This is a genomic window from Urinicoccus massiliensis (assembly GCF_900120405.1).
Taxonomy (GTDB): Bacteria; Bacillota; Clostridia; order Tissierellales; family Peptoniphilaceae; genus Urinicoccus; species Urinicoccus massiliensis.
The window spans coordinates 649,653-673,855 of record NZ_LT635492.1; the positions used below are offsets into that span (position 1 = coordinate 649,653).

Annotated in this window: 25 protein-coding genes, 5 pseudogenes and 1 riboswitch; of the genes and pseudogenes, 8 read left to right on the forward strand and 22 right to left on the reverse strand. The window is 38.1% G+C overall.

Annotation, left to right across the window (positions count from 1 at the left end):
* Positions 1–109 precede the first annotated feature (109 nt).
* Positions 110–1,045 (forward strand): YihY/virulence factor BrkB family protein, encoded by a 936-nt coding sequence (locus tag BQ7400_RS03495; RefSeq protein WP_072469498.1) that lies wholly within the window; start codon positions 110–112, stop codon positions 1,043–1,045.
* Here the strand turns inward: BQ7400_RS03495 and BQ7400_RS03500 are convergent.
* From BQ7400_RS03500 to metK, 3 genes are all read right to left on the reverse strand, one after another.
* Complete coding sequence (locus BQ7400_RS03500; protein ID WP_072469499.1) at positions 1,029–1,643, reverse strand: ComF family protein; 615 nt, start codon at positions 1,641–1,643, stop codon at positions 1,029–1,031. The genes BQ7400_RS03495 and BQ7400_RS03500 overlap by 17 nt on opposite strands.
* The gene (gene recD2 / locus BQ7400_RS03505; RefSeq protein WP_072469500.1) at positions 1,640–3,850 is read right to left on the reverse strand and encodes an SF1B family DNA helicase RecD2; all 2,211 of its coding nucleotides are present in this window, start codon (positions 3,848–3,850) and stop codon (positions 1,640–1,642) included. Before recD2 ends, BQ7400_RS03500 begins: the two co-directional genes overlap by 4 nt.
* Positions 3,851–3,931: 81 nt before the next feature.
* Entirely contained in the window at positions 3,932–5,098 is a 1,167-nt protein-coding gene (gene metK / locus BQ7400_RS03510) for a methionine adenosyltransferase (protein ID WP_072469501.1), read from the reverse strand.
* 55 nt (positions 5,099–5,153) lie between these two features.
* Positions 5,154–5,245, reverse strand: a riboswitch (SAM riboswitch).
* A gap of 276 nt (positions 5,246–5,521) precedes the next feature.
* Between metK and BQ7400_RS03515 the strand changes: the two genes are divergently transcribed.
* On the forward strand, positions 5,522–6,871 hold the full coding sequence (locus BQ7400_RS03515) for a sodium-dependent transporter (RefSeq protein ID WP_072469502.1): 1,350 nt from the start codon (positions 5,522–5,524) through the stop codon (positions 6,869–6,871).
* Positions 6,872–6,957: 86 nt separating this feature from the next.
* Here BQ7400_RS03515 and BQ7400_RS03520 read toward each other — a convergent pair whose 3' ends face one another.
* From BQ7400_RS03520 to BQ7400_RS03565, 10 genes and pseudogenes are all read right to left on the reverse strand, one after another.
* Positions 6,958–7,704, reverse strand: a complete 747-nt coding sequence (locus BQ7400_RS03520) for a DNA/RNA non-specific endonuclease (RefSeq protein ID WP_072469653.1) — start codon at positions 7,702–7,704, stop codon at positions 6,958–6,960.
* Positions 7,705–7,802: 98 nt separating this feature from the next.
* Positions 7,803–8,222, reverse strand: coding sequence for a histidine kinase (locus tag BQ7400_RS03525; RefSeq protein ID WP_072469503.1), 420 nt, complete (start codon positions 8,220–8,222; stop codon positions 7,803–7,805).
* Between the two features lie 9 nt (positions 8,223–8,231).
* The gene (locus BQ7400_RS03530) at positions 8,232–8,435 is read right to left on the reverse strand and encodes a helix-turn-helix transcriptional regulator (protein WP_034440423.1); all 204 of its coding nucleotides are present in this window, start codon (positions 8,433–8,435) and stop codon (positions 8,232–8,234) included.
* Between the two features lie 168 nt (positions 8,436–8,603).
* Positions 8,604–8,882, reverse strand: coding sequence for a DUF1648 domain-containing protein (locus BQ7400_RS03535; protein WP_072469504.1), 279 nt, complete (start codon positions 8,880–8,882; stop codon positions 8,604–8,606).
* Positions 8,883–8,897: 15 nt separating this feature from the next.
* A complete protein-coding gene (locus tag BQ7400_RS03540; RefSeq protein ID WP_245759401.1) occupies positions 8,898–9,341 on the reverse strand; it encodes a tetraspanin family protein in 444 nt (147 codons plus the stop codon).
* Positions 9,325–9,540 (reverse strand): helix-turn-helix transcriptional regulator, encoded by a 216-nt coding sequence (locus tag BQ7400_RS03545; RefSeq protein WP_034440417.1) that lies wholly within the window; start codon positions 9,538–9,540, stop codon positions 9,325–9,327. Before BQ7400_RS03545 ends, BQ7400_RS03540 begins: the two co-directional genes overlap by 17 nt.
* Before the next feature lie 213 nt (positions 9,541–9,753).
* Positions 9,754–10,572, reverse strand: a complete 819-nt coding sequence (locus BQ7400_RS03550) for a hypothetical protein (protein ID WP_034440415.1) — start codon at positions 10,570–10,572, stop codon at positions 9,754–9,756.
* Positions 10,573–11,037: 465 nt separating this feature from the next.
* Entirely contained in the window at positions 11,038–11,388 is a 351-nt protein-coding gene (locus BQ7400_RS03555; protein ID WP_034440412.1) for a DUF3784 domain-containing protein, read from the reverse strand.
* A gap of 165 nt (positions 11,389–11,553) precedes the next feature.
* Positions 11,554–11,693: pseudogene (locus BQ7400_RS03560) on the reverse strand (toprim domain-containing protein); the annotation flags it as partial.
* A 105-nt stretch (positions 11,694–11,798) separates the two neighbouring features.
* A complete protein-coding gene (locus BQ7400_RS03565) occupies positions 11,799–12,509 on the reverse strand; it encodes an ATP-binding protein (RefSeq protein WP_245759402.1) in 711 nt (236 codons plus the stop codon).
* 125 nt (positions 12,510–12,634) lie between these two features.
* Between BQ7400_RS03565 and BQ7400_RS10680 the strand changes: the two genes are divergently transcribed.
* The 4 genes and pseudogenes from BQ7400_RS10680 (at position 12,635) to BQ7400_RS03580 (ending at position 14,518) form a co-directional block, all read left to right on the forward strand.
* A complete protein-coding gene (locus BQ7400_RS10680) occupies positions 12,635–12,916 on the forward strand; it encodes an IS3 family transposase (protein WP_034440410.1) in 282 nt (93 codons plus the stop codon).
* Between the two features lie 14 nt (positions 12,917–12,930).
* Positions 12,931–13,296 (forward strand): IS3 family transposase, encoded by a 366-nt coding sequence (locus BQ7400_RS11000; RefSeq protein ID WP_219306806.1) that lies wholly within the window; start codon positions 12,931–12,933, stop codon positions 13,294–13,296.
* Positions 13,297–13,311: 15 nt separating this feature from the next.
* Positions 13,312–13,773, forward strand: a pseudogene (locus tag BQ7400_RS10690) (IS3 family transposase); the annotation flags it as partial.
* Positions 13,774–14,089: 316 nt separating this feature from the next.
* On the forward strand, positions 14,090–14,518 hold the full coding sequence (locus tag BQ7400_RS03580) for a Dps family protein (protein ID WP_072469505.1): 429 nt from the start codon (positions 14,090–14,092) through the stop codon (positions 14,516–14,518).
* 343 nt (positions 14,519–14,861) lie between these two features.
* Here BQ7400_RS03580 and BQ7400_RS10960 read toward each other — a convergent pair.
* Positions 14,862–15,077, reverse strand: a pseudogene (locus tag BQ7400_RS10960) (hypothetical protein); the annotation flags it as partial.
* Between the two features lie 140 nt (positions 15,078–15,217).
* Between BQ7400_RS10960 and BQ7400_RS03590 the strand changes: the two are divergent.
* Positions 15,218–15,607 (forward strand): pyridoxamine 5'-phosphate oxidase family protein, encoded by a 390-nt coding sequence (locus BQ7400_RS03590; protein WP_072469506.1) that lies wholly within the window; start codon positions 15,218–15,220, stop codon positions 15,605–15,607.
* A 441-nt stretch (positions 15,608–16,048) separates the two neighbouring features.
* On the opposite strand, the gene BQ7400_RS03595 is transcribed toward BQ7400_RS03590, so the two are convergent.
* The 8 genes and pseudogenes from BQ7400_RS03595 to BQ7400_RS03635 all read right to left on the reverse strand — a co-directional run bounded on the left by BQ7400_RS03595 (position 16,049) and on the right by BQ7400_RS03635 (position 23,041).
* Complete coding sequence (locus BQ7400_RS03595) at positions 16,049–16,543, reverse strand: hypothetical protein (RefSeq protein WP_072469507.1); 495 nt, start codon at positions 16,541–16,543, stop codon at positions 16,049–16,051.
* 495 nt (positions 16,544–17,038) lie between these two features.
* Positions 17,039–17,176 (reverse strand): annotated as a pseudogene (locus tag BQ7400_RS10780) (DUF3847 domain-containing protein); the annotation flags it as partial.
* Positions 17,177–17,238: 62 nt separating this feature from the next.
* Positions 17,239–18,360, reverse strand: a pseudogene (locus tag BQ7400_RS10305) (IS256 family transposase).
* Positions 18,361–18,660: 300 nt separating this feature from the next.
* On the reverse strand, positions 18,661–19,308 hold the full coding sequence (locus BQ7400_RS03615; RefSeq protein ID WP_072469510.1) for a cupin domain-containing protein: 648 nt from the start codon (positions 19,306–19,308) through the stop codon (positions 18,661–18,663).
* Entirely contained in the window at positions 19,292–20,113 is an 822-nt protein-coding gene (locus BQ7400_RS03620) for an ABC transporter ATP-binding protein (protein ID WP_072469511.1), read from the reverse strand. Before BQ7400_RS03620 ends, BQ7400_RS03615 begins: the two co-directional genes overlap by 17 nt.
* A complete protein-coding gene (locus tag BQ7400_RS03625; RefSeq protein ID WP_072469512.1) occupies positions 20,100–21,128 on the reverse strand; it encodes a FecCD family ABC transporter permease in 1,029 nt (342 codons plus the stop codon). Before BQ7400_RS03625 ends, BQ7400_RS03620 begins: the two co-directional genes overlap by 14 nt.
* Positions 21,125–22,282, reverse strand: coding sequence for an ABC transporter substrate-binding protein (locus BQ7400_RS03630; RefSeq protein ID WP_072469513.1), 1,158 nt, complete (start codon positions 22,280–22,282; stop codon positions 21,125–21,127). Before BQ7400_RS03630 ends, BQ7400_RS03625 begins: the two co-directional genes overlap by 4 nt.
* Complete coding sequence (locus BQ7400_RS03635; protein ID WP_072469514.1) at positions 22,283–23,041, reverse strand: class I SAM-dependent methyltransferase; 759 nt, start codon at positions 23,039–23,041, stop codon at positions 22,283–22,285.
* Positions 23,042–23,135: 94 nt separating this feature from the next.
* Here BQ7400_RS03635 and BQ7400_RS03640 point away from each other — a divergent pair, with 94 nt between their 5' ends.
* A complete protein-coding gene (locus BQ7400_RS03640) occupies positions 23,136–23,729 on the forward strand; it encodes a Crp/Fnr family transcriptional regulator (RefSeq protein ID WP_072469515.1) in 594 nt (197 codons plus the stop codon).
* Positions 23,730–24,203 lie beyond the last annotated feature (474 nt).

The window sequence follows — 24,203 nt, forward strand, 5'->3', positions numbered from 1 at the left end:
ATTATACAACATCTTTTGGCCTTCTTGCCTCTCTTTTCCCTTTCGCAAGAAAATCTTAGTGAAAAATACGATATCTTGGGTATCTATATTTATTAGGAAAGGAGCTTTTATGTTAGAAAAGTTAAAAACCTGGCTTTACCGGCACCGGAACAACCCCGTTTTGAGTTTTCTCGATGCCCTGGTCAAGCGGATACTTGAATTTGAAGTTTTTCCCAGGGCCGGACAGTTGTCTTATTTTACCACCCTGTCCTTGTTTCCCTTTATCATTGCCCTTTTAAATATCTTGAACTATACCTCCCTGGTGGACCCTTCCTTTATCCGGAACCTGGTGTCCTACCTACCCAAGTCTACGGCCTCTGTTATCTTGACCTTTGCAGACCAAATTGCCCTGAACTCTTCGGCTTCTTTGTTGAGTATTTCTTTGATTATGGGTCTTTGGTCGGCCTCCAGCGGTGTGCGCCAGTTGATTAAAATCATCAACGGGGCCTACCAGCTCCAAGAAAATCGTAATTTTTTTGAAATGGCCTTTTTGGGTCTGGCCTTTACCCTGGGACTAATTGTCATGATCTTGCTCTTGCTCTTCTCCCGGATTATCGGGTCCGAGCTCATCCAGCAGCTCAACAACTACTTTCCCCTAAACCAAGACCTCATTGGTTTTTTGTACCGGTCCTTGAATATCATCGGGCCTATTTATGCCTTGATTTTCCTGGTTTGCCTCTATGGCATCAGCCCCAACCTTCCCATGAAAAAATTGGGCCTAAAGAGCCTCCTGCCTGGAAGTCTTTTTGCCCTGGTGGGGATTTTATTGGGAACGGTCCTCTTTACCTATTATGTGTCGAATTTTGGCAAGTATGCCATGACCTATGGTTACTTTGCCGGCATGATTCTTTTGCTCTTATGGATCTACCTGGTGAATATCGTCCTGCAAGTGGGCTGCCAAATCAATGCCCTGGTCTATTTAAAAAGACAGGGGGGCTTGACTTGGCCCCGGGAGGATTCTGTTTTAAAGGACCTCTTGCCTGGAGAAACTAAGCCGACAGACTGACGGGGTAGACTTGGTTGACTCCGGCTTCTTCCAGGGCCAGGCTGGCCTGGTAGAGGGTGGACCCCGTCGTTAGGATGTCATCCAACAATAGAATATTTTTGCCTTCCAGGTCCTTGGCCCGGAAGGCTTGGACTAGGTTTACCTCCCTTTCCTTGGCAGACAGGCCAAGTTGCAGGGGGGTATTTTTTATTTTCTCCAGCTTGCCCCTATAATAGCTTAGGCCGGATAGGTGGTGGATTTCCATGCCAATGAGGTCCATGGGGTCAAAGCCTCTTTTTTTTAGGGTCTGTCTGGCTGAAGGCACCACCACAAAACCATCCAGGTCTTGGGAAAGGTCCATGCTTCCCAGGACTTGGATAAAGAGGTGGGCCAGGGTCTTGGCCAGGTAGGTCTTGGATTCAAACTTGTAGTCGGTCAGGATTTTTCGCAGGCTACCGGTGTAGGAAAAGCCAGTGTAGATGGCCCGGCCATTTTTTTGCCTATGGCCAGGTTGGAAGTCCAACCGGTCACAGCACTGGGGACAGAGGTAGGGGATGGCCCCTTCTTTTTCCCGGCAGAGATAGCAGGTGTGGTCTTGGAAAATTTCTAAAAAATTCATAGGACCACCTCGGTTTCCAGGCGACGGACCAGGCCGGTTCTTCTCTCCAGCTGGTCCTTATTTTTCAGCATTTCTTGGAGAGAGTCCAGACTCCCTACCAGGATGACACCTCTTTTCCCCCGGGTAATGGCTGTATAGAGGATGTTCTTGCTTTGGAGGATGGCCGGGGCCCAGGAACAGGTCATAATGGTAATGGGGTATTCGCTTCCCTGGGCCTTGTGGATGGTGGAGGCATAGGCCAGGGTCAATTCGTCCAGGTCGTATTCCTGGTAGTCCACATGTTTCATTTCATCATAGACCACCTTGAGGCTCTTGGTCTCGGGATCTACAGAAAGGATCCGACCCAGGTCGCCGTTAAAGACTCCCTCTCCCTCCTTGGCATAGACCTCGGACTGGATGGACCACTTTAGCTGGTAGTTGTTTTTAATGTGCATGACCCGGTCCCCTGTCCGGAAGATCATATTTTTATAGGTGATTTCTTTTTTATCTTCTTGGGGAGGGTTCAGGGCTTCTTGGAGCCTTTGGTTGAGGATGGTCACCCCAACAGGTCCCTTGTGCATGGGACTTAGGACCTGGATGTCCTCCATGGGGTCTAGGTCGTAGTAGTCCGGCAATCTTTTGGAAATCAGATCCACAATGGTTTGGGCTATGGCCTCTCCCTGGGCCTGGATAAAGAAAAAGTCGCCGTTTTTTTGGTTCATGACCAGGGGGCGGTCCTTTAAAATATTGTGGGCATTTTGAACGATATTGGACTGCTCTGCCTGGCGGAAAATCTTGGTTAATTCCACGGTGGGCACCCGGCCGGAGGCAATGATGTCTCCCAGGACATTCCCCGGCCCCACACTGGGAAGTTGGTTGTGGTCTCCCACTAGGATCAACTTGGTTCTTTCATCCAGGGCCATGAGGATTTGAACCATTAAAAAGATGTCCACCATGGACACCTCGTCCAGGATCAAGACATCGGCATCAATTTCATTTTCTGTATCTTGGAAGTCCACCCAGTCTTCATGGGGGGTCAGGTCTAAGAGTCGGTGGATGGTGGAAGCGGGTCTGGCTGTGGCCTCGCTCATTTTTTTTGCCGCCCGACCTGTGGGGGCTGCCAGGCAGACCTTGAGGTCCATGGACTCGTAGAGTTCAATTAGGGCCTTGAGGGTGGTGGTTTTTCCCGTTCCCGGTCCCCCAGTTAGGACCATGACAGAAGAATCTAGGGATTTTTCCACAGCCTGGACTTGTTCAGGACTTAGCCGGTTAACCCAGTCTTTTTTATGGTCTTGGAGGATGGCCTCTCCAGCGGTTTTGACCTGGAGGTTTTTTTGTCCCAACCGGGCCAGGAGGTTTTGGGCAATATTTTTTTCACAGCGGTAGACGTAGCTTAAGTAGACCCGGTAGTCTCCCTCCCGGCCAAGTTCTTGGTCCTTTTCCAGGTAGAGGCCGGGGTTCATGGCCATCTGCAAGGGGTCCGGGGCCTTTTCTTGGTCCAGGCCCAGGTCCTTGCTAAATTGACTTTTTAATTGGCTGTAGTAGACATAGCAGTTGCCTTGGAAGAGGGCCTCTTTTAAAATTTCCACAAAATAGGCCTCGATCCGCATGGGATCATCCTTGGCAAAACCCAATTGTAGGGCCAGCTTGTCAATGCTCTTAAAGGAAAAGCCCTTGAGGTCCTGGAGAATCCAATAGGGTTTCTTTTCCAGGGTGGTTTGGGTGTTTGCTCCATAGACCCGGTAGAGCTTCATGGCTTCTTGGACAGACAGGCCCCGGTCCAGGCACCAATCCAGCATAGTGTCCATCCCCTCTTGCTCTTTCAGGGCCTGGCTGATCTTGGCAATTTTTTTCTTGCCGAGGCCGGGAATTTGCCTTAAGGCTCCCGGCTCTTCTCTCATGACCCGGAGGCTGTCCTTGCCAAAAAGGTCCACAATGGCCTGGGCGGTCTTGGGGCCGATACAGGGCAGGCAGCCTGAGGACAGGTAGCGGACTATGGATTCACTGCTGGTGGGCTTACGGACCTTGGCCTCTTGAAAGGAAAACTGCTCATGGTACTTGGGGTGGAAGATCCAGTCTCCCTGAAATGTATAGTCTAAATTTTTTTCAAATTGATAGCCGTAGCCCACGCAGGTAATGAGGTCGTCTTCAGCTTCCACACTTAAAACGCTATAGCCGTTCTTCTCATTATGGTAGACAATTGATTCGATTCTTCCTTGAATTTCCATAGCTCCTCCTTTCATCCATTGTACCAAATCCGGGCCAAAGAAAAAAGAGACCCGGGGATCTCTTTTCCAGCTTGTCTGTCCTTATTTTCTCAACAAGTCCACCTTGTCCAGTCTTTCCCAGGGCAGGTCCAGGTCATTGCGACCAAAGTGACCATAGCTGGCTACTTGGCGGTAGATGGGTCTTAGAAGGTCTAGTTCCTTGATAATGGCAGCAGGTCTTAGGTCAAAATTCTTATGAACCAGGTCTTCAATTTCTGCATCAGAAATTTTTCCTGTGCCAAAGGTTTCTACATAGATGCTCAAGGGTCTTGCCACTCCGATTACATAGGATAGCCCCACTTCGCACTTGTCTGCCAGACCGGCAGCTACAATGTTTTTAGCCACATAACGGGCGGCATAGGCTGCAGACCGGTCCACCTTGGTCGGGTCTTTTCCGGAGAAAGCTCCACCACCATGGCGAGCATAGCCACCATAGGTGTCTACGATGATCTTCCGGCCTGTTAAACCGGCATCGGCCAGGGGGCCTCCCAGGACAAAACGGCCTGTGGCATTGATATAGTATTGGGTATCTTCTGTAATAAAGTCTGCAGGGATAATGGGTTCGATGACGTGTTTTTTAATGTCTCGGCGAATTTCTTCCAAGTCCACTTCTGGAGCATGTTGGGCTGCTACGACAATATTTTTCACGGCTACGGGCTTGCCATCTTCATATACCAAGGTTACCTGGGTCTTGCCATCAGGTCTTAGGTAGTCCAGGGTCTTGTCCTTGCGCACATCAGCCAATCTCTTGGACAACTTATGGGCCAGGGAAATGGGCATGGGCATGTATTCTTCGGTTTCATTGCAGGCATAGCCAAACATCATCCCTTGGTCTCCAGCACCAAAGGCGTCCATGGCATCGATGTTGCTTTCCTTGAACCGGTCTACTCCTTGGGCAATATCGTGGGATTGCTCTTCAATAGCTGAGAGCACGGCGCAATTTTCATAGGAAAATCCTCCACCACTTTGGTGGTCGTAGCCAATTTCCTTTAGGGTTTGGCGGACAACCTTGTCGAATTCCACATAGCCTTCTGTGGTAATTTCTCCTGTAATTAAAATGAGTCCGGTGTTGGCCACAGTTTCACAGGCCACACGAGCATCTTTATCTTGTCTTAAAATCTCATCTAAAATCGCATCACTAATTTGGTCACAGACCTTGTCTGGATGGCCTTCTGTAACGGATTCTGATGTAAATAACCAGCGTTTCACTTTTTCCTCCTTTGCAATTAAAAAAAACCTATTCTAAAAGAACAGGTCAACTTATACCTCATCTTTCAGATTACTCTGTAGGATTTAGCACCAATTCAGGTTGCCGGGCTTCACAGTGCCTAGTCACTCCGCCACTCTTAATAAGGTTTCTTATTTACTTATGTATAGTATAACACTCTTCTATAGGCTTGGCAAGCTTTGGAAGATTTTTTGCAAATTTTTCTTCCGCCAGGATCTTTATTTTTTCCAAGTCAACCCTATAAATCCCTGATTTTAAGCCGACTTTCTGGCCTTATATTCTCTTTTTATGGCCCCCTAAATTTTTTCTTTACTTTTAATTTTATCTGTGTTATAATTTTAAAAATTTATTTTAATAGCGTCTATTGAGAGGCTATTTTATTTTATTCTTTGAAAGGAGGACTTATGGAACGAAAAGGTTTTAACAGTAATTTCGGAATGATCATGGCCGCTGTTGGTTCAGCTGTCGGTCTGGGAAATATATGGAGATTTCCATATATTGTAGGGACAAACGGAGGAGGCGCCTTCCTTCTTGTCTATGTACTTATTTGTCTTGTCATCGGCGTTCCAATCCTCATGAGTGAAATTTTGATTGGCCGTCGGGCAAAAAGCGACTGTGTGGATTCATTTAAAAAGTTGGCCCCGGGCAAAAAATGGTATATCTCAGGAATCATCGCCGTCATTGCCTCATTTTTAATTTTAAGTTTTTATTCTGTCGTAGCAGGCTGGTCCTTGGAGTATATCTATAGGAGCCTAACCAATGCATTTGCTGGCAAGAGCCCGGAAGAAATTTCCAACCTCTTTACCGGCTTTATCTCTTCTCCCATTCGACCCATTGCCTGGACCTTTGTCTTTATGCTCATGACCATGTTGATTGTTCGGTCGGGGATTGACAAGGGGATTGAAAAGGTCTCGAAGATCGCCATCCCCATCTTGCTTTTAATTGTCATCTGCCTGGGCATCCGGGGTCTTACCCTGGAGGGAGGCCGGGAAGGGCTCCACTTTTTATTCTATCCGGACTTTTCTAAATTTACCATGGCGGGCTTCTTGGCGGCCCTGGGGCATTCTTTCTTTACCCTGTCTCTGGGCATGGCCATTATGACCACCTACGGGTCCTATGTCAGTGATGACAACAACATTGTCAAGTCTGCTTTTTCCATTGCATTTTTTGACACCCTCATTGCCATCTTGGCCGGGATTGCTATTTTTACCTCGGTCTTTACCTTTAACCTGGACCCCACCCAAGGGGCTGGTCTGGCCTTTGTCACCCTGCCCAATGTCTTTCCTAGAATGCCGGGAGGTTACTTGTTTGGCGTGGCCTTCTTTGTCCTATTGGCCCTGGCTGCTCTGACCTCTACCATCTCCCTCTTGGAATCCTCTGTAGCCTTTGGTGTGGATTCCTTGAAGCTGTCTCGGAAAAAGGCTTCGGTTCTTGCGGCTGCTGGAATCTTCCTCTTGTCCATCTTAAGCAGTTTGTCCAATGGAGCAAATTCTTCCCTGCAAATTGCTGGTCTTACTTTTTTTGACTTTTTGGACAAGTTGACTTCCAACTACATGCTGACCTCTGCCGCCTTTATCGAAATTATTTTCTTGGGCTGGTTCTATGACAAGGAAGCCATTTTTGACGAGTTAAGCAACCACCATACCCTTGAACAAAAAGCCTTTAAGGCCTACTACCTGGCCTTAAAGTATATTACACCCCTGGCTATGGTTTTGATCATCCTATCATCTTTAGGAATTTTAAAATCTGCATAAAAAATACCGAAGACAGTTTTCTGTCTCCGGTATTGGTCCAAGTTGACGGCCGGCCCACATCCCAGTATGTGGGCTGGTTTTTTATTTTACTGGGCCCGATGGTTGCGGCCAGTCCTGTAGTCCAGGGCCACTCCCGGCTCCTGGTTGGGGACAAAGGCTCGAAAGGACACCACCTTGCCTCCATCATCCACACTAGCAGCCTCCATAATAACTCCCCGGGCCAGGAGTTCCTGGTCTTTAAAGACTGGCGTCACCCGGTAGCGGACCTGGCCCCCGGTATCTCGAATATAGGCCGCCACAATATTTTCCAAGGGTAACATACCGTACTTGTTAAAGGACCGGGTCCCAGTCATGAGGTTGAGCCAGTTGTCATTTTCCCCCGTGAGCTGGTGGGCAATGAGGTGGCAGCGGTTGTAGAGAGCCCCGCCATCTACAAAGTCATATTTTTTTTGCTGCCAGCCTGTGGGGTAGACCTTGGAAATATCCCCCCTCTTTTCCCGGGGTTTGGAGGCCGGACCAATAAGGGCATTGGCCGGTCCCACCCGGTTCAGAGAATCCAGGGGGCTAAAGGTCTGCCAGTCCTGACCAGGCTTTAGGTCCTCCTGGGAAAAAAGAGGTCCCTTGTCATCCAAGATATAGTAGTCGCTTTTTTTGGCCGGCTCATAGCTCGCCTGGCTGGAGCCAAGCAAGGCCTGGAGACTCCGGACACTTTGCCTGGTCATTCCCAGGGCCGTCAATCCATTTAAAAGAGACTCATCTCCTAGGGCCAGGCTGGCTAAAACCACCAGGGCCACCAGGAGGAGGCTCCCCCACTTCTTTGTCCTTTTATTCATAGGTCCATCCTTTACATCCAAGTTTTGCAAAATCTCAATCTCTTCTATTATAGGAAATTCTCCCTGGGATTACAAGAATTGCCCCGAACGTGGGAAGGCTAGATCCGATTCCAGTCTTTGCTTTCTAGCTTTTGCAAATTCTCCTGGTTGCCCTTAAAAATTGCCCCTGTAAAGGGAATTTCATAGCCTAGCTTTTTCCCTATATGGACCAATTCCAGGATAGCCTTATTCTTTTTAACCTTCAGCTCAAAAGAGCTGATTTCATGCCAGGGCATAAGTAAAAAATCCCTTTTTACAGAATTGCTTATTTCCTCCTCATGGATGCCCTTGTTGGAAAAATATAAGATAAAGGTCCTGCTAGAATCCATCGTATAGTACAGACCCCCTGGGACTAGCCACTTAAACAAGTCTGTTTTTACATCATTATGCTTAAAGGCCAGGACATGGTTGTCCAAGTCCCCAAATTCACTTTTAATTTTTTCGTTGATTTCTTGATTACTGTTGAATAAAAGTCCCATGTCTTCCTCCTATTTAAAAATAAACACTTCTGTCAAGTCCTTGCCCAAAACCTTGGAAATCTTATAGGCCGTTTCCAGGGTTGGGCTTATGGTCTTGTTTTCATAGGCCATAATGGACCGCCTCTTAAGCCCCACCGCCTGGGCCAGCCGGTGTTGAGACAGGCCAAGCTCCTTGCGAAATTCCGCAATCCTGTTGTCAATTTCTACATCCATTGCATCTCCCTTTTTTCTATGGTTACATTTATAGTACATTTCTTGTTACATTTATAGTACATTTTTTCTCCAGGCCTGTCAACTTTTTTATTTATTTTTTTCTTGAGGTGCATTAAAAAAATCCCCGGTCTAGCCGGAGATTCTGTAACTTTATAAACTTTTATTTCATTAGGTGTTATAGATTAAGGTTATTACAGATACGATTAAGCCAACAAGGGCAAGAACTAAATACTTCTTTTCATTTTTCTCAGAAAAATAATATCCCAGGCCCCCACCAACTGACAATAAGAACTGAAAGGCCAGGTCTAAAGTTTTGGGATAAGCATTGGAGGGATTTCCCGATAAGTCTACTTGAACTGTAACTGTTTCTGGCAATACAATATAGCCATATATTCCTAGTCCAAGTGATAAAACTATGATTATCCCCAATATCATTTTTTTGTTCATTTTGTCTTCTCCTTTTTACATTTGACCTTCAAGTTTATATTTCCAATATAGGGCATATACCTGTAAGGATAGGTAGATGGCTACGATAATGAGGATTTGCAATTTATCTACCCTCATCAAGGAAAACATAATAAGCATTCCAGCAAATAAGTAAACCATCAGATCATAGGCTTTGGCCTTTGACTTTTCTGCAATTAAAATGTTTCTTTCATCCTTTTTCTCAATCTCTATTTGCCGCTCTAATTCTTCATTATTTCTTGTGGAGAAATATTTCATGATATACCCCATAAAGTGACCGAAGATTCCACAACCTAGACCAATCAAAATATAGGGAATCGTAGCAAGGACCTGGTTGCTGGTCCCACTATATTTATCCATTAAGATTCCAGCTATCATTAGGCCTATTCCTAAAAGTACAAAGAGCCAATTCCTCAACATATTTCTATTTCTTGTCATCATCTTCCCCCTCCTGGTAGATAAAAATATCTTCAATAGTCAAATTAAAATATCTAGCAATTTTGAAGGCTAAGAGAATGGAAGGATTATATCTTCCGTTTTCTAAAGAACCAATGGTCTGCCTAGATACTTCAAGGATTGAAGCTAATTCTTCTTGGGTTATTCCATGTTTTTTTCTTATTTCTTCAAGCTTATTTTTCACATTATCTCATCTCCCAGCAAATGTTAAGCTAACTTTACATTTATTATAAGATCAGCCTGAATTTATGTCAAGTTTACTTTCCATTTTTTTGCAGTCTATTTTCTAATTTATAAATTAGACCTTTCGGACATAAAGAAGGGGCGAGAATGGATCTCACCCCAACAAGATTTGACAAATAGCCTATTTAAATGTCCCCACCCTTAAAGCCAGGCCTTAGAGGTTTAGGGTAATGACAAAATTCGCCCGGTTTACATGACGGACAAAACCGATTTGGGCTTTGATGGTAAAGTTAATGGAGGCTTGGACCAGGCCGTTTCCCAAATTGTTCCAATACTTGATACTTTTCAAGGGAATCTTAAAGCAACCATCCTCCAAGTTGACCTCTTTTTCCCCATCCTTGTCTTCATAGCACAGGGCCAGGGCCAGGGCTTTTTTATTGTAGCCGTTTTGAATTTTTTCAATCATCTTGGTCCGGATGCAGAGATGGGGCTGGTCCTCTCCCTGGATTTCTACCCTACTGTCAAAACCCATCATGGCCATGGAATTTTCCACAAAGGACTCCTGGTTGTTTTCCGTAACCTTGTAGAGGGTTAGGTAGCCCTTGGATGAACTTTTAGAATACAGGTTCATCAGGTCGTCATTTTTTACCCTTTGTTTTAACCGGCCAATCTCCCGAACTCTTTGGGCATACTGGTGGATTCCCTCTTCAAAATTCTTAATATGGATAATTTCTTCCGCCAGTTTGACCAAGCGGTCTTCTTCTGTTGGAAAAATCCTCCTTAACATCAGCTTGGCATCCTCCAGGCGACGGTTGCATTCCCTGGCTAATTTTTCCCCGATTTCGGTTAGCCGGTATTGGTTTAGGTCCTTGAAAAGAATCCCTTGGACCACCATCCTGTCCATGATTTTTTTTGCATTGACCTTGGAACAGGCAAAATACTTAGAGGCCTCTGTTATATTTTCTTGGCCGGGATTATTTTTCACAAATAACAAATAATCCACTTGCACCTTGGTTAAAATCATTTCTGTCATTTTAAGACCCCATACTCCTTTAGTGGGGATTTCCATAAGCCCTAGGGAATCCCTGGAAATTTCCCAAAACTCATATTTAATCCCTTTTATACTCTGATAATTGTTCTTAATATCTTAGTTTATACTACCAAAGGCCCCTTCCCCTGTAAAGGATTTTTGGCCGGATTTATTTTTCTTTTTCCCAGCCTTTTCCCCTAGAAGCTTGCCAGGGACGGCCTTTGGGGAAAGTTAACCCAGGTTAACTCCTCTTGTGGATTCCATAAAATTTTCTCCAAATCTTCCTTCGATTCCTCTAACTCCCCTTATTATAGCCCATTAAAAGGGGCTTAACATTCTCTTTCTTAGCATATTTTTTTATTATTTTACCCTGCCCTGTAAAAGAAAAAGAGCGAAAGAGTTCTCCCTCGCTCAAAACTTTGTCACGAATATTGTATTCTATTCGTGACAATTGATTTCTTATCCACTTTATTTTCGCATAGAATAATTAACAACTACAATTCCTAAAATCGTAATGATTCCAAATAACCCCCACGCTCCCATGAGAATATCATTATAAAGCTCAATGTCCTTAACAAAAAAACTAGACAAAAAAGCAATAAGTAGGGGTAGAATCATTATTAAAAGCATTTTTTTGACTTTGAACAGGTATCCTTTCCTTATGAGCTCTTTCTTTTTTTCTTCTTCCATAGTATTAAATCCCGCTATAATATTTCCATTGGTCTTATCTATCATATATAAAGAAAATAAGCATAAAATAATTGGAATCAATAAAACAACTATTTTAACAATAATATCTTGAGGATCTGCTAAATTCATCTGTGTACCACTCTCTTTCAAAGTCAAATTTTATTTCCATACTATCTAATATTAGTCTTTTCCATTTTCGATATCCCCATATAGTTAATTCTTTTATTTATATTAAAATATTTCTGGGACAAAAAGTCAATATTCAAAACTTGTTCCATTGCCCCCTATTCTATTTTCATCTATCCTATCTGGACTTGCCATTTGAATTAAATGACCTAGACACCAGAAAACAATGTATTCATCCCCTCATAATATCCATTTTTTCTTACAATTGTAACTGCTACACTTGGTTTTTCTACTATTACTAATTTCATTCATGGCCCTGTAAAATAAAAAAGAGCGAAAGATTTCTCTCTCGCTCAAAGTATTTCTCCCGAATATTATATTATTTTCGGGAGAATTCGATTTTCTTATTCACTTTATTTGTTTACTTTCCAATATCCGTCTTTAGCACTGCCTATATACTCGATTGTTTTTTCATCTGTGAGAACTTTTAAATCCCTTTCAATCGTGCTTACAGATACCAATAATATATGAGATAATTCAGTTGTTGTTATATTTGAATTTTCTTTCATAAGTTTCACTATCTTATTTCGTCTATCTTTTGGTTTTAACTTTTTACCATCATTTTGATCTTCATTTTTACCCTCATTTTGCCCCTCACTTTCACCCTCATTTTGAGTGACATTTTGGGTGTCATAATTTAAATTCTTTAAAATTGTAGTAAATGAAGATTCTGTTGACTTAAACTCTGGCTTTAATTCTTCTTTATAATTTTCTTCCGCTTCATAAGCTTCTATGATTTTTCTAAGTCCTGAACCACGCCTTTCCATTAAATCCATTCTAGCAAATACATCTGCTATGATTGGGTTTCTTCTGATGGAATACACATTTAATGGATTGAGATCTTGTACAAAAGTTCCATCATACATACCTCCAGGTGAATATATTTCTAACCTGTCGTCATAGATATCTACATGGACTTCACTTCCTATCACAGAATAATCTCTATGAATTAATGCATTGACTAGAGCTTCTTGGACTGCTCTTTCAGGATATTCTGGATATTCTATTCTATAGACTGGACCCTTCTTCCACATCTTTTTGGTGTTCCTTTTTACAAAGTCCAAACTTGCTTTCAAAAGGTAAATTATATTACCTTCAAATTCAGCATCATCTGCATTATACTTATAAAAGTGGACACATTTAAAAAATAGATATACTCTTAACTTAGACACCACAAGGAGGTATCTTTATGTCCACAAGAAATCACTATGATGAGGATTTCAAACGAACCCTCGTGGAGTTTTACCACAACGGTAAAACACAAGCTTCACTTATCAAAGAATATGGGGTATCACAATCAGCACTCACAAAATGGATTAAACAATATTCAACCGTGGAAACAGACAGCGGAGAAGTTCTTACTGCCAAACAAGTCAAAGAACTTCAAAAGCGTATGGCTCAACTTGAGGAGGAAAATCAAATATTAAAAAAAGCGATTGCCATATTCACGCCACACTCAAACAACGATTAGATGCTGTTTACAAGTTGCAACATCAATACACTATTAAAACCCTTTGTCGAGTTCTAAGGGTTAATCGCAGCACTTATTACAAGCATTTTTACTCGAAACCCGCTCCTCGCACCTGTGAAAACCAGGTCATTCGTAAGCACATATTACAAATTTATTCTGACTATGCTAATTCTCTAGGTGCTTACAAAATACGTCGTGTTTTAGAACGTGATTATGGCATTAACATCAGCCTCGGTAGAGTGTATCGATTGATGAATACAATGAATCTTCCAAAGCGGTCCACAGAGAAACCCAAATGGAAGTATTCTCATAAGGAAAACGGCAACTGCTTCAATCATCTGAAGCAACAGTTCAATCCTTCTTCTCCAAACTCTGTTTGAGCAAGTGATTTTACTTATATCAAGGTAAATGGCTCTTTCCATTACCTTTGTGTTGTGATGGATTTATTTTCAAGGAAAATCATCGGCTGGAGTATTTCTAATCTCCATAATGTAGATTTAACTATGAAAGCTTTTGAAAAGGCTTATTCCGATAGGGGTGAACCTGAATATGTGCTCTTTCATTCAGATCGTGGTTCTGAATACACTGCATATACTTTTAGACAAGCATTAGAAAAGCGTAATGTTGTTCAGTCCTTCTCACAGAAAGGCTATCCATATGACAATGCATGCTGCGAAAATTTCTTTCGCCATATGAAACGAGAATGTATTACCTGTAAATCTTTCTGCAATCAGAATGAACTACGCCTATGCTGCTTTGAATACATCAATCGTTACAACTCGAAACGACCTCACTCTTCACTGGAAGATTACACTCCTGATGAAATAGAACAGTTTTACATGGAAAGGCAGCAATAATTCTGTCTTTCCATAAAAATATATTTAAAAATTGTGTCCATATACTTGACTATGTTGCAAAAATTTATAAAATACTCTTTTCAATAATATCTAATATTTCCTTTTGTATAGATTCTATCTTTCTATCTATTCCTTTTTGTTGCATGATGTGATTTTGTATCTCTGAAATAATTTTCTTCTGTTCATTTTTACGATATTAGGATGAAATAATAAATATTTGCTAGTAAATTTTACTCAATATTATGGACTTGACTTGTTTTTTATTATTATATATACTGATAATAGTGATTAAAATTATTTGAAAGTGAGAAATAAAATGACAAAATTAAACACATATCTTGCAAATCTTGCAGTACTAAACATTAAAATCCATAATCTACATTGGAATATCGTAGGCTCTCAATTTGTATCTGTACATGAGTATCTTGAATCTGAATATGATAAAGCTGGTGAAAGACTTGATGAAGTTGCTGAGCTTATCAGAATGTCTGGAGAATTTCCAGTTGCTAATCTAAAAGAATATTTAGAAATTTCTACAATCCAAGAGATTGAAACTTCTAAAGAAGTATCTATTAAAGAAGCATTAGAAATAGTCCTATCTGACATAAAACTTCAAAAAGAACTAGCCCTAGAGATTCGAAAAGAAGCGGATGAGGCTGATAATTTCCCTGTAGCTAATGCTATGGAGGATCATATAGAGGACTACAACAAACAAATTTGGTTTGTGGAATCAAGCCGTAAATAGAAAAAAATTAACTATTGCAGAACTTTTAATTACTGTCATCCTATAATTAGGGTCTGTAAATAATTTTGTGTATCAACCTAAATCCTGATAAAAGGGCAAAGGTTGATACATTTTTTTGTGTCAGTATTTACCCATTCCTATAGGAATGGTTCTTGTCTTGTTTTTTAGATATGCTCACATTCATTAAATTGAAGTTTCTTTCGCTTATATTTCTTTCTAACCTATCTTCATATAACTGTTCATGGCTTCTATCTATTTCTGATAATTGGTTTTTTTAAGCTACAGCCCCTTAAAACAAATAGCCAAGAAGTCGAATTGAACATTTCAAGTTATGAATTTCTAGTTAAACCAAAACGGTCAGTAAATATGCCAAAATTAGGCTCACGAAAAAGAAGATTATAATTCTTGCAACCTGACTTTTCGCATTAAACCCAAAATTATCATATACCTTGGCTCCAACCGTCTCTGGGTAAACTTTAATCGGCAATTTTAACTTGGTAAGCATGAGATAATCAAAAAATATAATATCAAAAAGCTTATATCCTTCAATTCGTAAGACTTTTTTACTTTAGTCCTGCTTGAATTTTTATTATTTCAATTATGTTTATTATTTTGCAGTCAATAGTGATAATCATTATTGACTATTTCCCCCAGATGTGCTATCCTATAAATGTAAATAATATATAATGAGGTGTATGTATGAAACTAACTCAAGAAATAAAAGACTTAATTGGTGAACAGCTTGCTTATATGGCTACTGTTGATGAGGATGGTAATCCTAATATAGGACCAAAGAGAACTATGAGGGTTCTTGATGATGAACATCTCATCTATTGCGAAAATACAGATGGCAAGCACCACGCCAATATTAAAAATAACGGCAAGGTTGCTATTGCTTTTGTCAAAAGAGAGGACAACAAGGGATTTAGGATTGTTGGTACAGCCAAATCTTATACAGACGAAGAGCATATGAACCTAGCCAAGGAAAAGGCTGGGGTAATGCCAAAAGCTGCTGCTGTAATCATAGATATTGAAAAAATTTATACCCTTGATTCAGGTCCAATAGCAGGAAAATTATTAGAAGTTTAATTCCCATATTTATTAATAGTTCTACAAAAAAGTTTGGTGCACGGATTATTTCTTGTGTACCAAACTTTTTTATAAATGATGAATTGCAAATAATATTGCGACACCTAAACCAAACTAAGTTCGTGCATAAATAAATCAAATGGAGTTTGATATTCTAGAGGGTCTGTAAAAAATTTTGTGTATCAACCTAAATCCTGATAAAAGGGCAAAGGTTGATACATTTTTTTGTGTCAGTATTTAGCCATTCCTATAGGAATGGTTCTAGATATGCTCACATTCATTAAATTTAAGTTTCTTTCACTTATATTTCCCTCTAACCTATCTTCATATAACTGTTCATGGCTTATATCTATTTCTGATAATTGGTTCTTTTTAAGCTACAGCCCCTTTAAACAAATAGCCAGGAAATTGAATTGAACATTACAAATTATGAATTTTTAGTTAAACCAAAACGGTCAGTAAATATGCCAAAATTAGGCTCAAGAAAAAGAAGATTATAATTTTTGCAACCTGACTTTTCACATTAAATCCAAAATTATCATACCCCTTAGCACCAACCGTCTCTGGGTAAACTTTAGTCGGCAATTTTAACTTGGTAAGCATGAGATAATCAAAAAAGATAATATCAAAAAGCTTATATCCTTCAAATAGTATTAAAAATCTAACAAAGGCTTGCTGAAAAGTTAAACTAAATTTTACTGTATCAACAATTGCCCAGACTAGGACGGCTGCAATGGTTAGCAATCCAAGTATCATGATAAGTCCGCCTAATATATTGACCAAAATCGGTTTATCTGGCAACTTACTCATCATAGCTTTGATATCATCGGGTGCACCGAAATGCTTCGAGCCAAATTTCGGTATAATAAGTATAAAATTCACCATCATAATTGATGCTGTTAAGCAGATGATTGTTAACATACCAAGTGTTTTCATCAATTTAATTCACCTCCTCTCTTGAAGTATAAACCATTTCGTAAATGAGAGCAATTTTTCTTAGTTGTGTCAACTAAATCCGTGTAAATTTTTTTAGTATAGTTCTATTCGATAAACACTCGATACAATTTCTTTCTGTGCTCCAAAAACACTCTCCTATGGTCATTTATCAAAATAGAGTCAAGAGATACCCGTCAAGCATTGCAATAAAAAATACAGAACGAGGCCTCTTAAGAAAGCTTCAATTTATTTTTGGGGATTTTGGTAGAGTATCTTTTGCGATATCTATGATAGCCTTATCCCTTTCATATTTCTCCACCATAATAGACCAATAGCTATAAGATCAAAAATATTTAATGTTTCTCCTAAAAACTACAAACTCATACAGTTATGAATAAACTTTTTTGTCGGGTGACGATTCCCAACAATAAAAATAAGATAGTAAATAGCAAAAAATTTAGGTTGAGTAATTCTTTATATTTAGTTAATTATAATTTACCATAGTTTCATTTGAAAACTAATATTTTTTATGTTATTTCTTATTATCCTTAATGTTTCTTTGAATTCTTTTGCCTTTGTTACTTCTTCTATTAGGATTTTTATTTCTTCATCTGTTAGTTCTCCTGCATTTTCTCTAATATCCATCCTGTCAGCTTTTAGAGACCAACCTTCGTTGATATCAATGAGGATTGGTCTCAAAAAGCCGACGGGCTAAATATTAAACGCATAGCTGAATCTTCATTAGGAAATATCCTAACTACTTTTTCACGTCTTCTAAGTTCTTCATTTAGTCTTTCCAAGCAATTTGTTGATCTAAGTCTGCTATGTATTACATCGTTAGCTAAATAGGCAAAGGCATCTTCAAATCCATCATCTAAAGTACTTAAGCAATTTTGGAATTTCTTTTCGTTCTCGTATTTTAAAAATATCTCATATTTCATTTTTCTTGCCAAGTTGATATCTTGGATTTTAAATAGTGATTTGATATCAGTTCTAAATTCTTCTGTGTTTTTCCTTGGCGCTTTTGATAGGATATTTCTTAGAAAATGAACCTGGCATCTTTGCCATATTACACTTATGAATGTTTCCTTAATTGCTTTTACTAGACCTTTGTGGGCATCTGATATTACCATTTTTAGCCCAGATAATCCCCTAGATTTTAAATATTCAAAGAAATTCGACCATGAGTATTCACTTTCACTAGCACTTAGATCTAGGCCTATGATTTCTCTATTTCCTTTTTCAGTTATTCCTATTGCAATATGACAAGCTTTTGATACTACTTTATTGTTTTCCCTTGCTTTTATTTATACTACATCTACTATTAGGTAGGGATACTTTGTCCCACTTAGGTCGCTATTTCTCCATAGTTTTACTTCTTCATCTAATTCTTTAGTTAGGGATGATACAAAGGATTTAGAATATGTTTTACCACACATATTTTCTATTACCTTGGATACTTTTCTTGTTGATACTCCTTGGACATACATTTCTAGCATGGTTGCGAGCAGTGCTTTTTCATTTCTTTGATATCTCTCAAAAACTTCTGTTGAAAATTTGCCATCTCTCGTTCTAGGTACTCTTAAAGTTAATGTTCCTATTTTTGTTGTGTAGTCACGTTCATAGTAGCCATTGCGATAAGTACTTCTGTTAGGATCCCTTTGATAGGCTTCGTTTTCTAAATATTCATCTCTTTCTTTCTCCATAAGTTCGTTGAATAATTTGGTTAAGATAGTTTTTGCCATATCATTTTTAACTTCAGCATTAATTAAATTTTGAATATCTTCTATGTTTAATGTAAAATGTAATTGGGTCATTTGTTACTCCTAGTTTGGTTTTTGTTGCTAAAAACATTGTACTAGTTTAGGTTTCAAATGACCTTTTCTTTTTACACAATTATACGGACTCTATCCATCTTAGCAATAAATATTGTTTTCTTTATTAATATCAAAAGCTGTACTTACAAGTTGCATTTTCAAATAATTTTAAGAATTTAATGTACAAGAAAGGTCATCTTTATAACAAATAAATACCAGAGCAAGCTTTAATGCTAACTCTGGTATTAGTTCCAGTTTTTAGTGTTCAGATTTATGATTAAAAAATCATTCAATCTTTTTTTATTTATCTACAGATAATATTAATAACATTTTAAATCTTGTAATTGCAGTTACATTATGGATTACATTTGCCGGAAATACTATTTGTTCTCCGGATTCAATCTCGATTTCCTTATCTCCAACAAGAAGCTTTGCCTTGCCCTCAAGTGCTAGGACAAGAGCGTCCCCAGGAGCCTTGTGTGGTTTTAGACCTTCTCCTGTATCAAAGGCCATCAAAACAAGCCTAAACCCTTCTTTTGATACAAGGTCAATGTTTGCGATTCCTCCATCTACATAATCTAAATAGTCAGCTAGTTTAATTTTCTTTCCTTTGTCAATATTTTTCATTTCTTCCTCCTCTAAGTTAATTGCGATTTCTAAAAATATACTTTTTTCCCTTGCCTCTATGTCAAAAAGTTTATTTTTTTCAAAAAGTATTAGTTCGTTATTTATAAGTCTTTCATTATTAAATTTAAGCTCGCCTTTTAAAGCAAAATATATTCTTTCTTCAGCATAAAATTCAGGGGAAATACTGGTGTTTTGATCAAGACTCATAAGTAAGATGTGAAGATCATATAAATCTACAAGTTTCTTGCTTATAGTTTGATTGTCTTTTATAGGTATGGCCTCTTCTGGTATCAATATTTTTCCCTTACTGATATTTTTCATTTTTATCACCTCCTATGCTAATGGGTATTATCGTATTATATTCTTTCTTATCTTTTTTTATTTTTTCAAGTATGACATCTACGCCAAATGCTTCTCTCATATTTTCTTTACAGATAATATCAGCTGTTTTGCCTATTTTATGTCTAGCATTTTCCATTAACATCAAGCATTTATCCGCTATTTCAAGAGCGTGGGCTGGGTAATGAGTATTTATAATAACACTAATATTGTCTACCTTGGATAGTTTTTTGATTAATGAAATTATTTTAAGTTGATTTTTAAAATCAAGACCACTTTCTGGCTCATCTAATATGATCAAGCTTGGATCTGATATTAAGGCTCTGGCTATTAGAACCATCTGAAGTTCTCCTCCACTCATCACAGAACATGACTTGTCTTTAAGCTTTTCTATAGCTAAGCTTTTCATAATATCATTTGCCTTCTTATATTCTCTTGCACCTGGTTTTGCAAATGGTCCAAGTTTACTAGAAAGCCCTAACACTACCATATCAATTCCAGAATATTCAAAAGAAAATGATCTTTTTTGAGGAACATATGATATCTTAGACCATAAGTCTCTTCTACTAAAACTTGAAATATCTTTACCATCCAAATAACTTTTACCCAATTTCCATTTTTCAAAATCACATATACATCTTATAAGGCTAGTCTTACCAACACCATTGGGCCCTAAGATAGATAAAACCTGACCTTGATCTAGACAAAAAGATAAATTCTTAAATAATACATGATTTTTATCATAATAAAATCCTGCATCCTTTACTTCTAATTTAATTGAACCCACCCCCAGTTTTTCTAATTAGGCTTATAAAAATTGGAGCTCCAATTATTGCTGTGAGAACTGAAATAGGTAGTTCTATTACAGAAACCGTTCTTGATAAGGCTTCTATTAGTACCATAAGACTTGCGCCTAAAGATATACTAAAAGGTAGGGTGTGAGTATTATTAGCTCCCACCATCATCCTTGCCATGTGAGGAATTATCAAACCAATCCATCCGACTTTCCCACACATTGATATAGATGAAGCTGTAATAAGTGTTGAAGCAAAAATAAAAATAAGCCTAGTTTTTTTTACATTAACTCCAAGACTTTTTGCTTCATCTTCTGATAAGCTCATAATATTTAGCCTAAATATCAAGAGTCTTATTATGATGATTCCCAAAATTATTAGGGGTGCAGAAAGTATCAAGTTTTTATAAGATGATCTTGCAAAAGAACCCATAAGCCAATAACTGATGGCTGGCAACTTATCTGTCGGGTCTGCTGTATATTTTAGAAGAGACGCTAGAGCATTTGATAATGATGAAACTACAAGACCTGCGAGTATAAGCATTATCGTTGATGACCTAGTTCTACTCTTGCCAATATAAAGGGTTAAAACTACTCCAATTAATCCAAAAGCTAAAGCAAAGACTTGAATAGATAAGGTTGAAAGCGATAAAAGTATACCAATTACAGCTCCAAGACTTGCAGCTGAACTTACGCCCAATATATCAGGAGTCGCCAAGGGGTTTGAAAAAACCCCTTGAAAGGCAAGACCTGCTGTGGAAAGACCAGCTCCCACTATTAGACCAGTAATAATTCTTGGTAATCTCACATTTATTATTACTGATTCAAGCATAGGGTCATAATCTCTCCCGCTTAAATAAGCATTGAAAAAATCTACAATCTGTCTGATGCTTAGAGGCATTCTACCTATGGCAAGTGCCAAAACGCTGATCAATATAGGTAGACTAATTAGTATCACATATGAGCTTGCTGTTATCTTTTTATCTTTGATAAAGATTTCTTTAATCATATATCAAACATATCCTCAATTTGTTCATTTGTTAATTCATAATTATACCATGTTTTATAGTAATCTTTAATCATAGACTTAAGGTCATAGTCCTTAAATTCTTCTGGGTAGGTTGATTTTGCAAGCCAAGCTAGTACAAGTGGTCCGTCTGGATTTGGTGTAAACCAATTCCACATACCAAGCTTAGTATTATATACTTTTTTATTCTTAACAGCTTTCATGTTTGAAAAATTGATACCTTCTACTGAATTTTCAAATACATCTTTTGTTGTAATATCAAGAAGACCAGGTCCATCAAGATAAAGTATATCTGGATCCCATTGATAAAATTGTTCAATAGAAACTTTGGCGAAGCCTTTTGTTTCATCAGCTAAATTTTTAACACCAATTCTATTTAGCCAGAAATCTCCAAAAACACCTTTACCAGCAACCATTGGTACTCCTTCAACATACTTCCATAAAATCACACCAGTTGGTTTTTTACTATCATCTATTTTTGAAATTCTTTCTTCAACATCTTTTACAATATCTTGACCTGCTTTTATAAAATCATCTGTCTTTCCGCTTTCGCCAAATACATCTTCTAAGAGCTTTAACCATTGTGTGTACCTATCTATTGGGTCAGCCGGTCCATTTGTACCAACCGTAGCAAATCCTACACAAGGAATCCCTGTCTTTTTAAGAGTTTCATAGTGTTCTTTATTCGAAGCATTGTAAAAAATAACATCTGGTTTAAGCTTCATTATTTCCTCAATATTAATGTCAGATTGAGCTTGAACTGTATTTTGGCTATCTAGAAGCTCTGGAGCAATGTCCTTTAAAACTGTATTTGAAATTACTTGCTTAAGTGATCCAGCATATCCTACGATATACGGAGCCTTTCCATGATGATAGGCCATATAGGTAGATAAAATAGGAATCTGGTCTATTACTATTCTTTCAATTTTCTCTGGAACTTCTACCTCATTACCTGCATGATCTGTAATTGTCCTGGTCTTTTTATTTTCATCCTTAGTTTCTTCCTTTTTCTCAGTTTGAGCTACTTCCTTATTTTCTGATTTTTGTTCGGTTTTTGTATTGCCGCAAGCAGTCATACCTGTTAAAGCAAGCACTGTCAAGCATAAAATTAATGATATTTTTTTAATAGCTTTCACCTAATCCTCCTTTTTACTTGCTAAAACTATATATGAAATGCTTGAATTTTTAGACCTTTCTAACATTTTTACAAATCTATCCCTATTTTCTTCTGCATAAGCTTTTTTATAAAAATTTGCAGCCCCTACTGGTCCCTCATCTTTTATGATTGTATCCCTGTCTAAGAGAATCATCTTGCCAGTCCTTTGTGAAAAAGGTTTAAAAGAATTTTCTATAAACAGTTTATTCCAATTTTCTACGGTTAGAGGATACACATTCATGTTTGTAAATTTTGAAAGTTGCCTTCTTATATCTTCACTTTCATTTTCCACTGCCACATCATGAGTTAATAAATAGCCGCCTTTTTTTAAAACCCTGTTATAATTTTTAAGAGCTTTTGCTTTTTCTTCATTTGGAAGCATGGTAAGCATTGCCTCATTAATTATTAAATCAAATGTTTCATCCTCAAAATCTAACTTTAAGGCATCCATATTTATAACTTCAATTTCCTTGTCTAAGCCCAAAAGCTTTATATTCTCTAAGGCTTGGTCTATGGCAAGTTGGTCATTATCTATGCCTATTATTTTGCATTTATATTTAGTATAAACTCTTATTAGGTTATCTCCTCTATTGCAAGCAACTTCCAAAACTTGCATATCTTTATCAATCTGTACCTGATCAAGTAACCAATCAGTCATAAGACCGCCGCCTGGTCTGAGTCTTGTTCTTCCAAGCATCTTTAAAAAATCATGTCCAAAAACAGTTTTATTTGTTTCCATTTTCTATCCCTCCTTGATAGTAATTATCATTATGTATATAATTATAGCATAGGTAATTTTTATTGTAGTTGCTAAAGCAACAAGAAAGGATTTTATGGAAAAAATTATTTTGAAAAGTAAATTATTTTATGGTTTAGACGAAAGTACTATAGGCCATATACTTTCTTGTATTGATCATAAAACCTTAATTTTTAATAAAGGCCAATATCTATATAATTTTTCTAAGGGCTTTAAGGCAGGTATAGTTTTGAACGGAAGGATTGATCTATCTACAATAGATGATGATAAGGAAATTATAGATAGGATTTATGAGACTTCAGATTCTTTTTCTTTAAATTTTTCTTCCCTAACTGATAGATTCATGGTTGCAAAAGAAGATTCTAAAGTTTTGGCACTTGATGTTGGCAAAATCTTTGAAAAAAATAAAAGGTCTTGTTCAAGCAGACCGATTTTTATGGAAAATATTATAAAATTGTATAATGATCAAATTTCATACTTAACCTACAAATTAGATATATATTCTAAACCTAAAATTAGAGAGAAAATTAATAAATATATAGATAAATATGGTAAGGACTCCTTATTTTCTAATAAATTATCCCGAGAGGATTTGGCGAAATTTTTAGCTTGTAATAGGCCTGCCCTTTCAAGAGAGTTATCTCTTATGATAAAAGAGGGATTAATATAAAAGCATTAAGACTAAATATAAACAAAAATTACAAAAAATCAGTCCTAAGAGAATACGGATCTCATTTTAAACTCAAATGATATTTTTAGCTGTATAATAAACAAATCTACATATTGAATTAGGTTCTTTTTCCTAGACTTTTACCCTTGAAAATTTCTATCTTTTGGTATCCTATCTACTTCAAATGATAAACCTGTTTTATATAAATAAACGGGAAGTCCTACTAAGGTTTCAGCTAAAACTCTCACACATGAATGAGCTGCTATTATCTGCATGTCAGTAAATTCATTGACATTTCTACCATTTGTTGTTCTTCCAAATAAAAAAGACGATAGAGTTTTTAATTTCTATCGCCAGTGATTATCTAATATTTATTTTTCTTTAAATTGATTTTATTGTACAGCTTAATAATTGGCTCTTTGTCAAATTTTGGGGTGAGATTCGTTCTCGCCCCAAAATTTGACAAATAGCCTA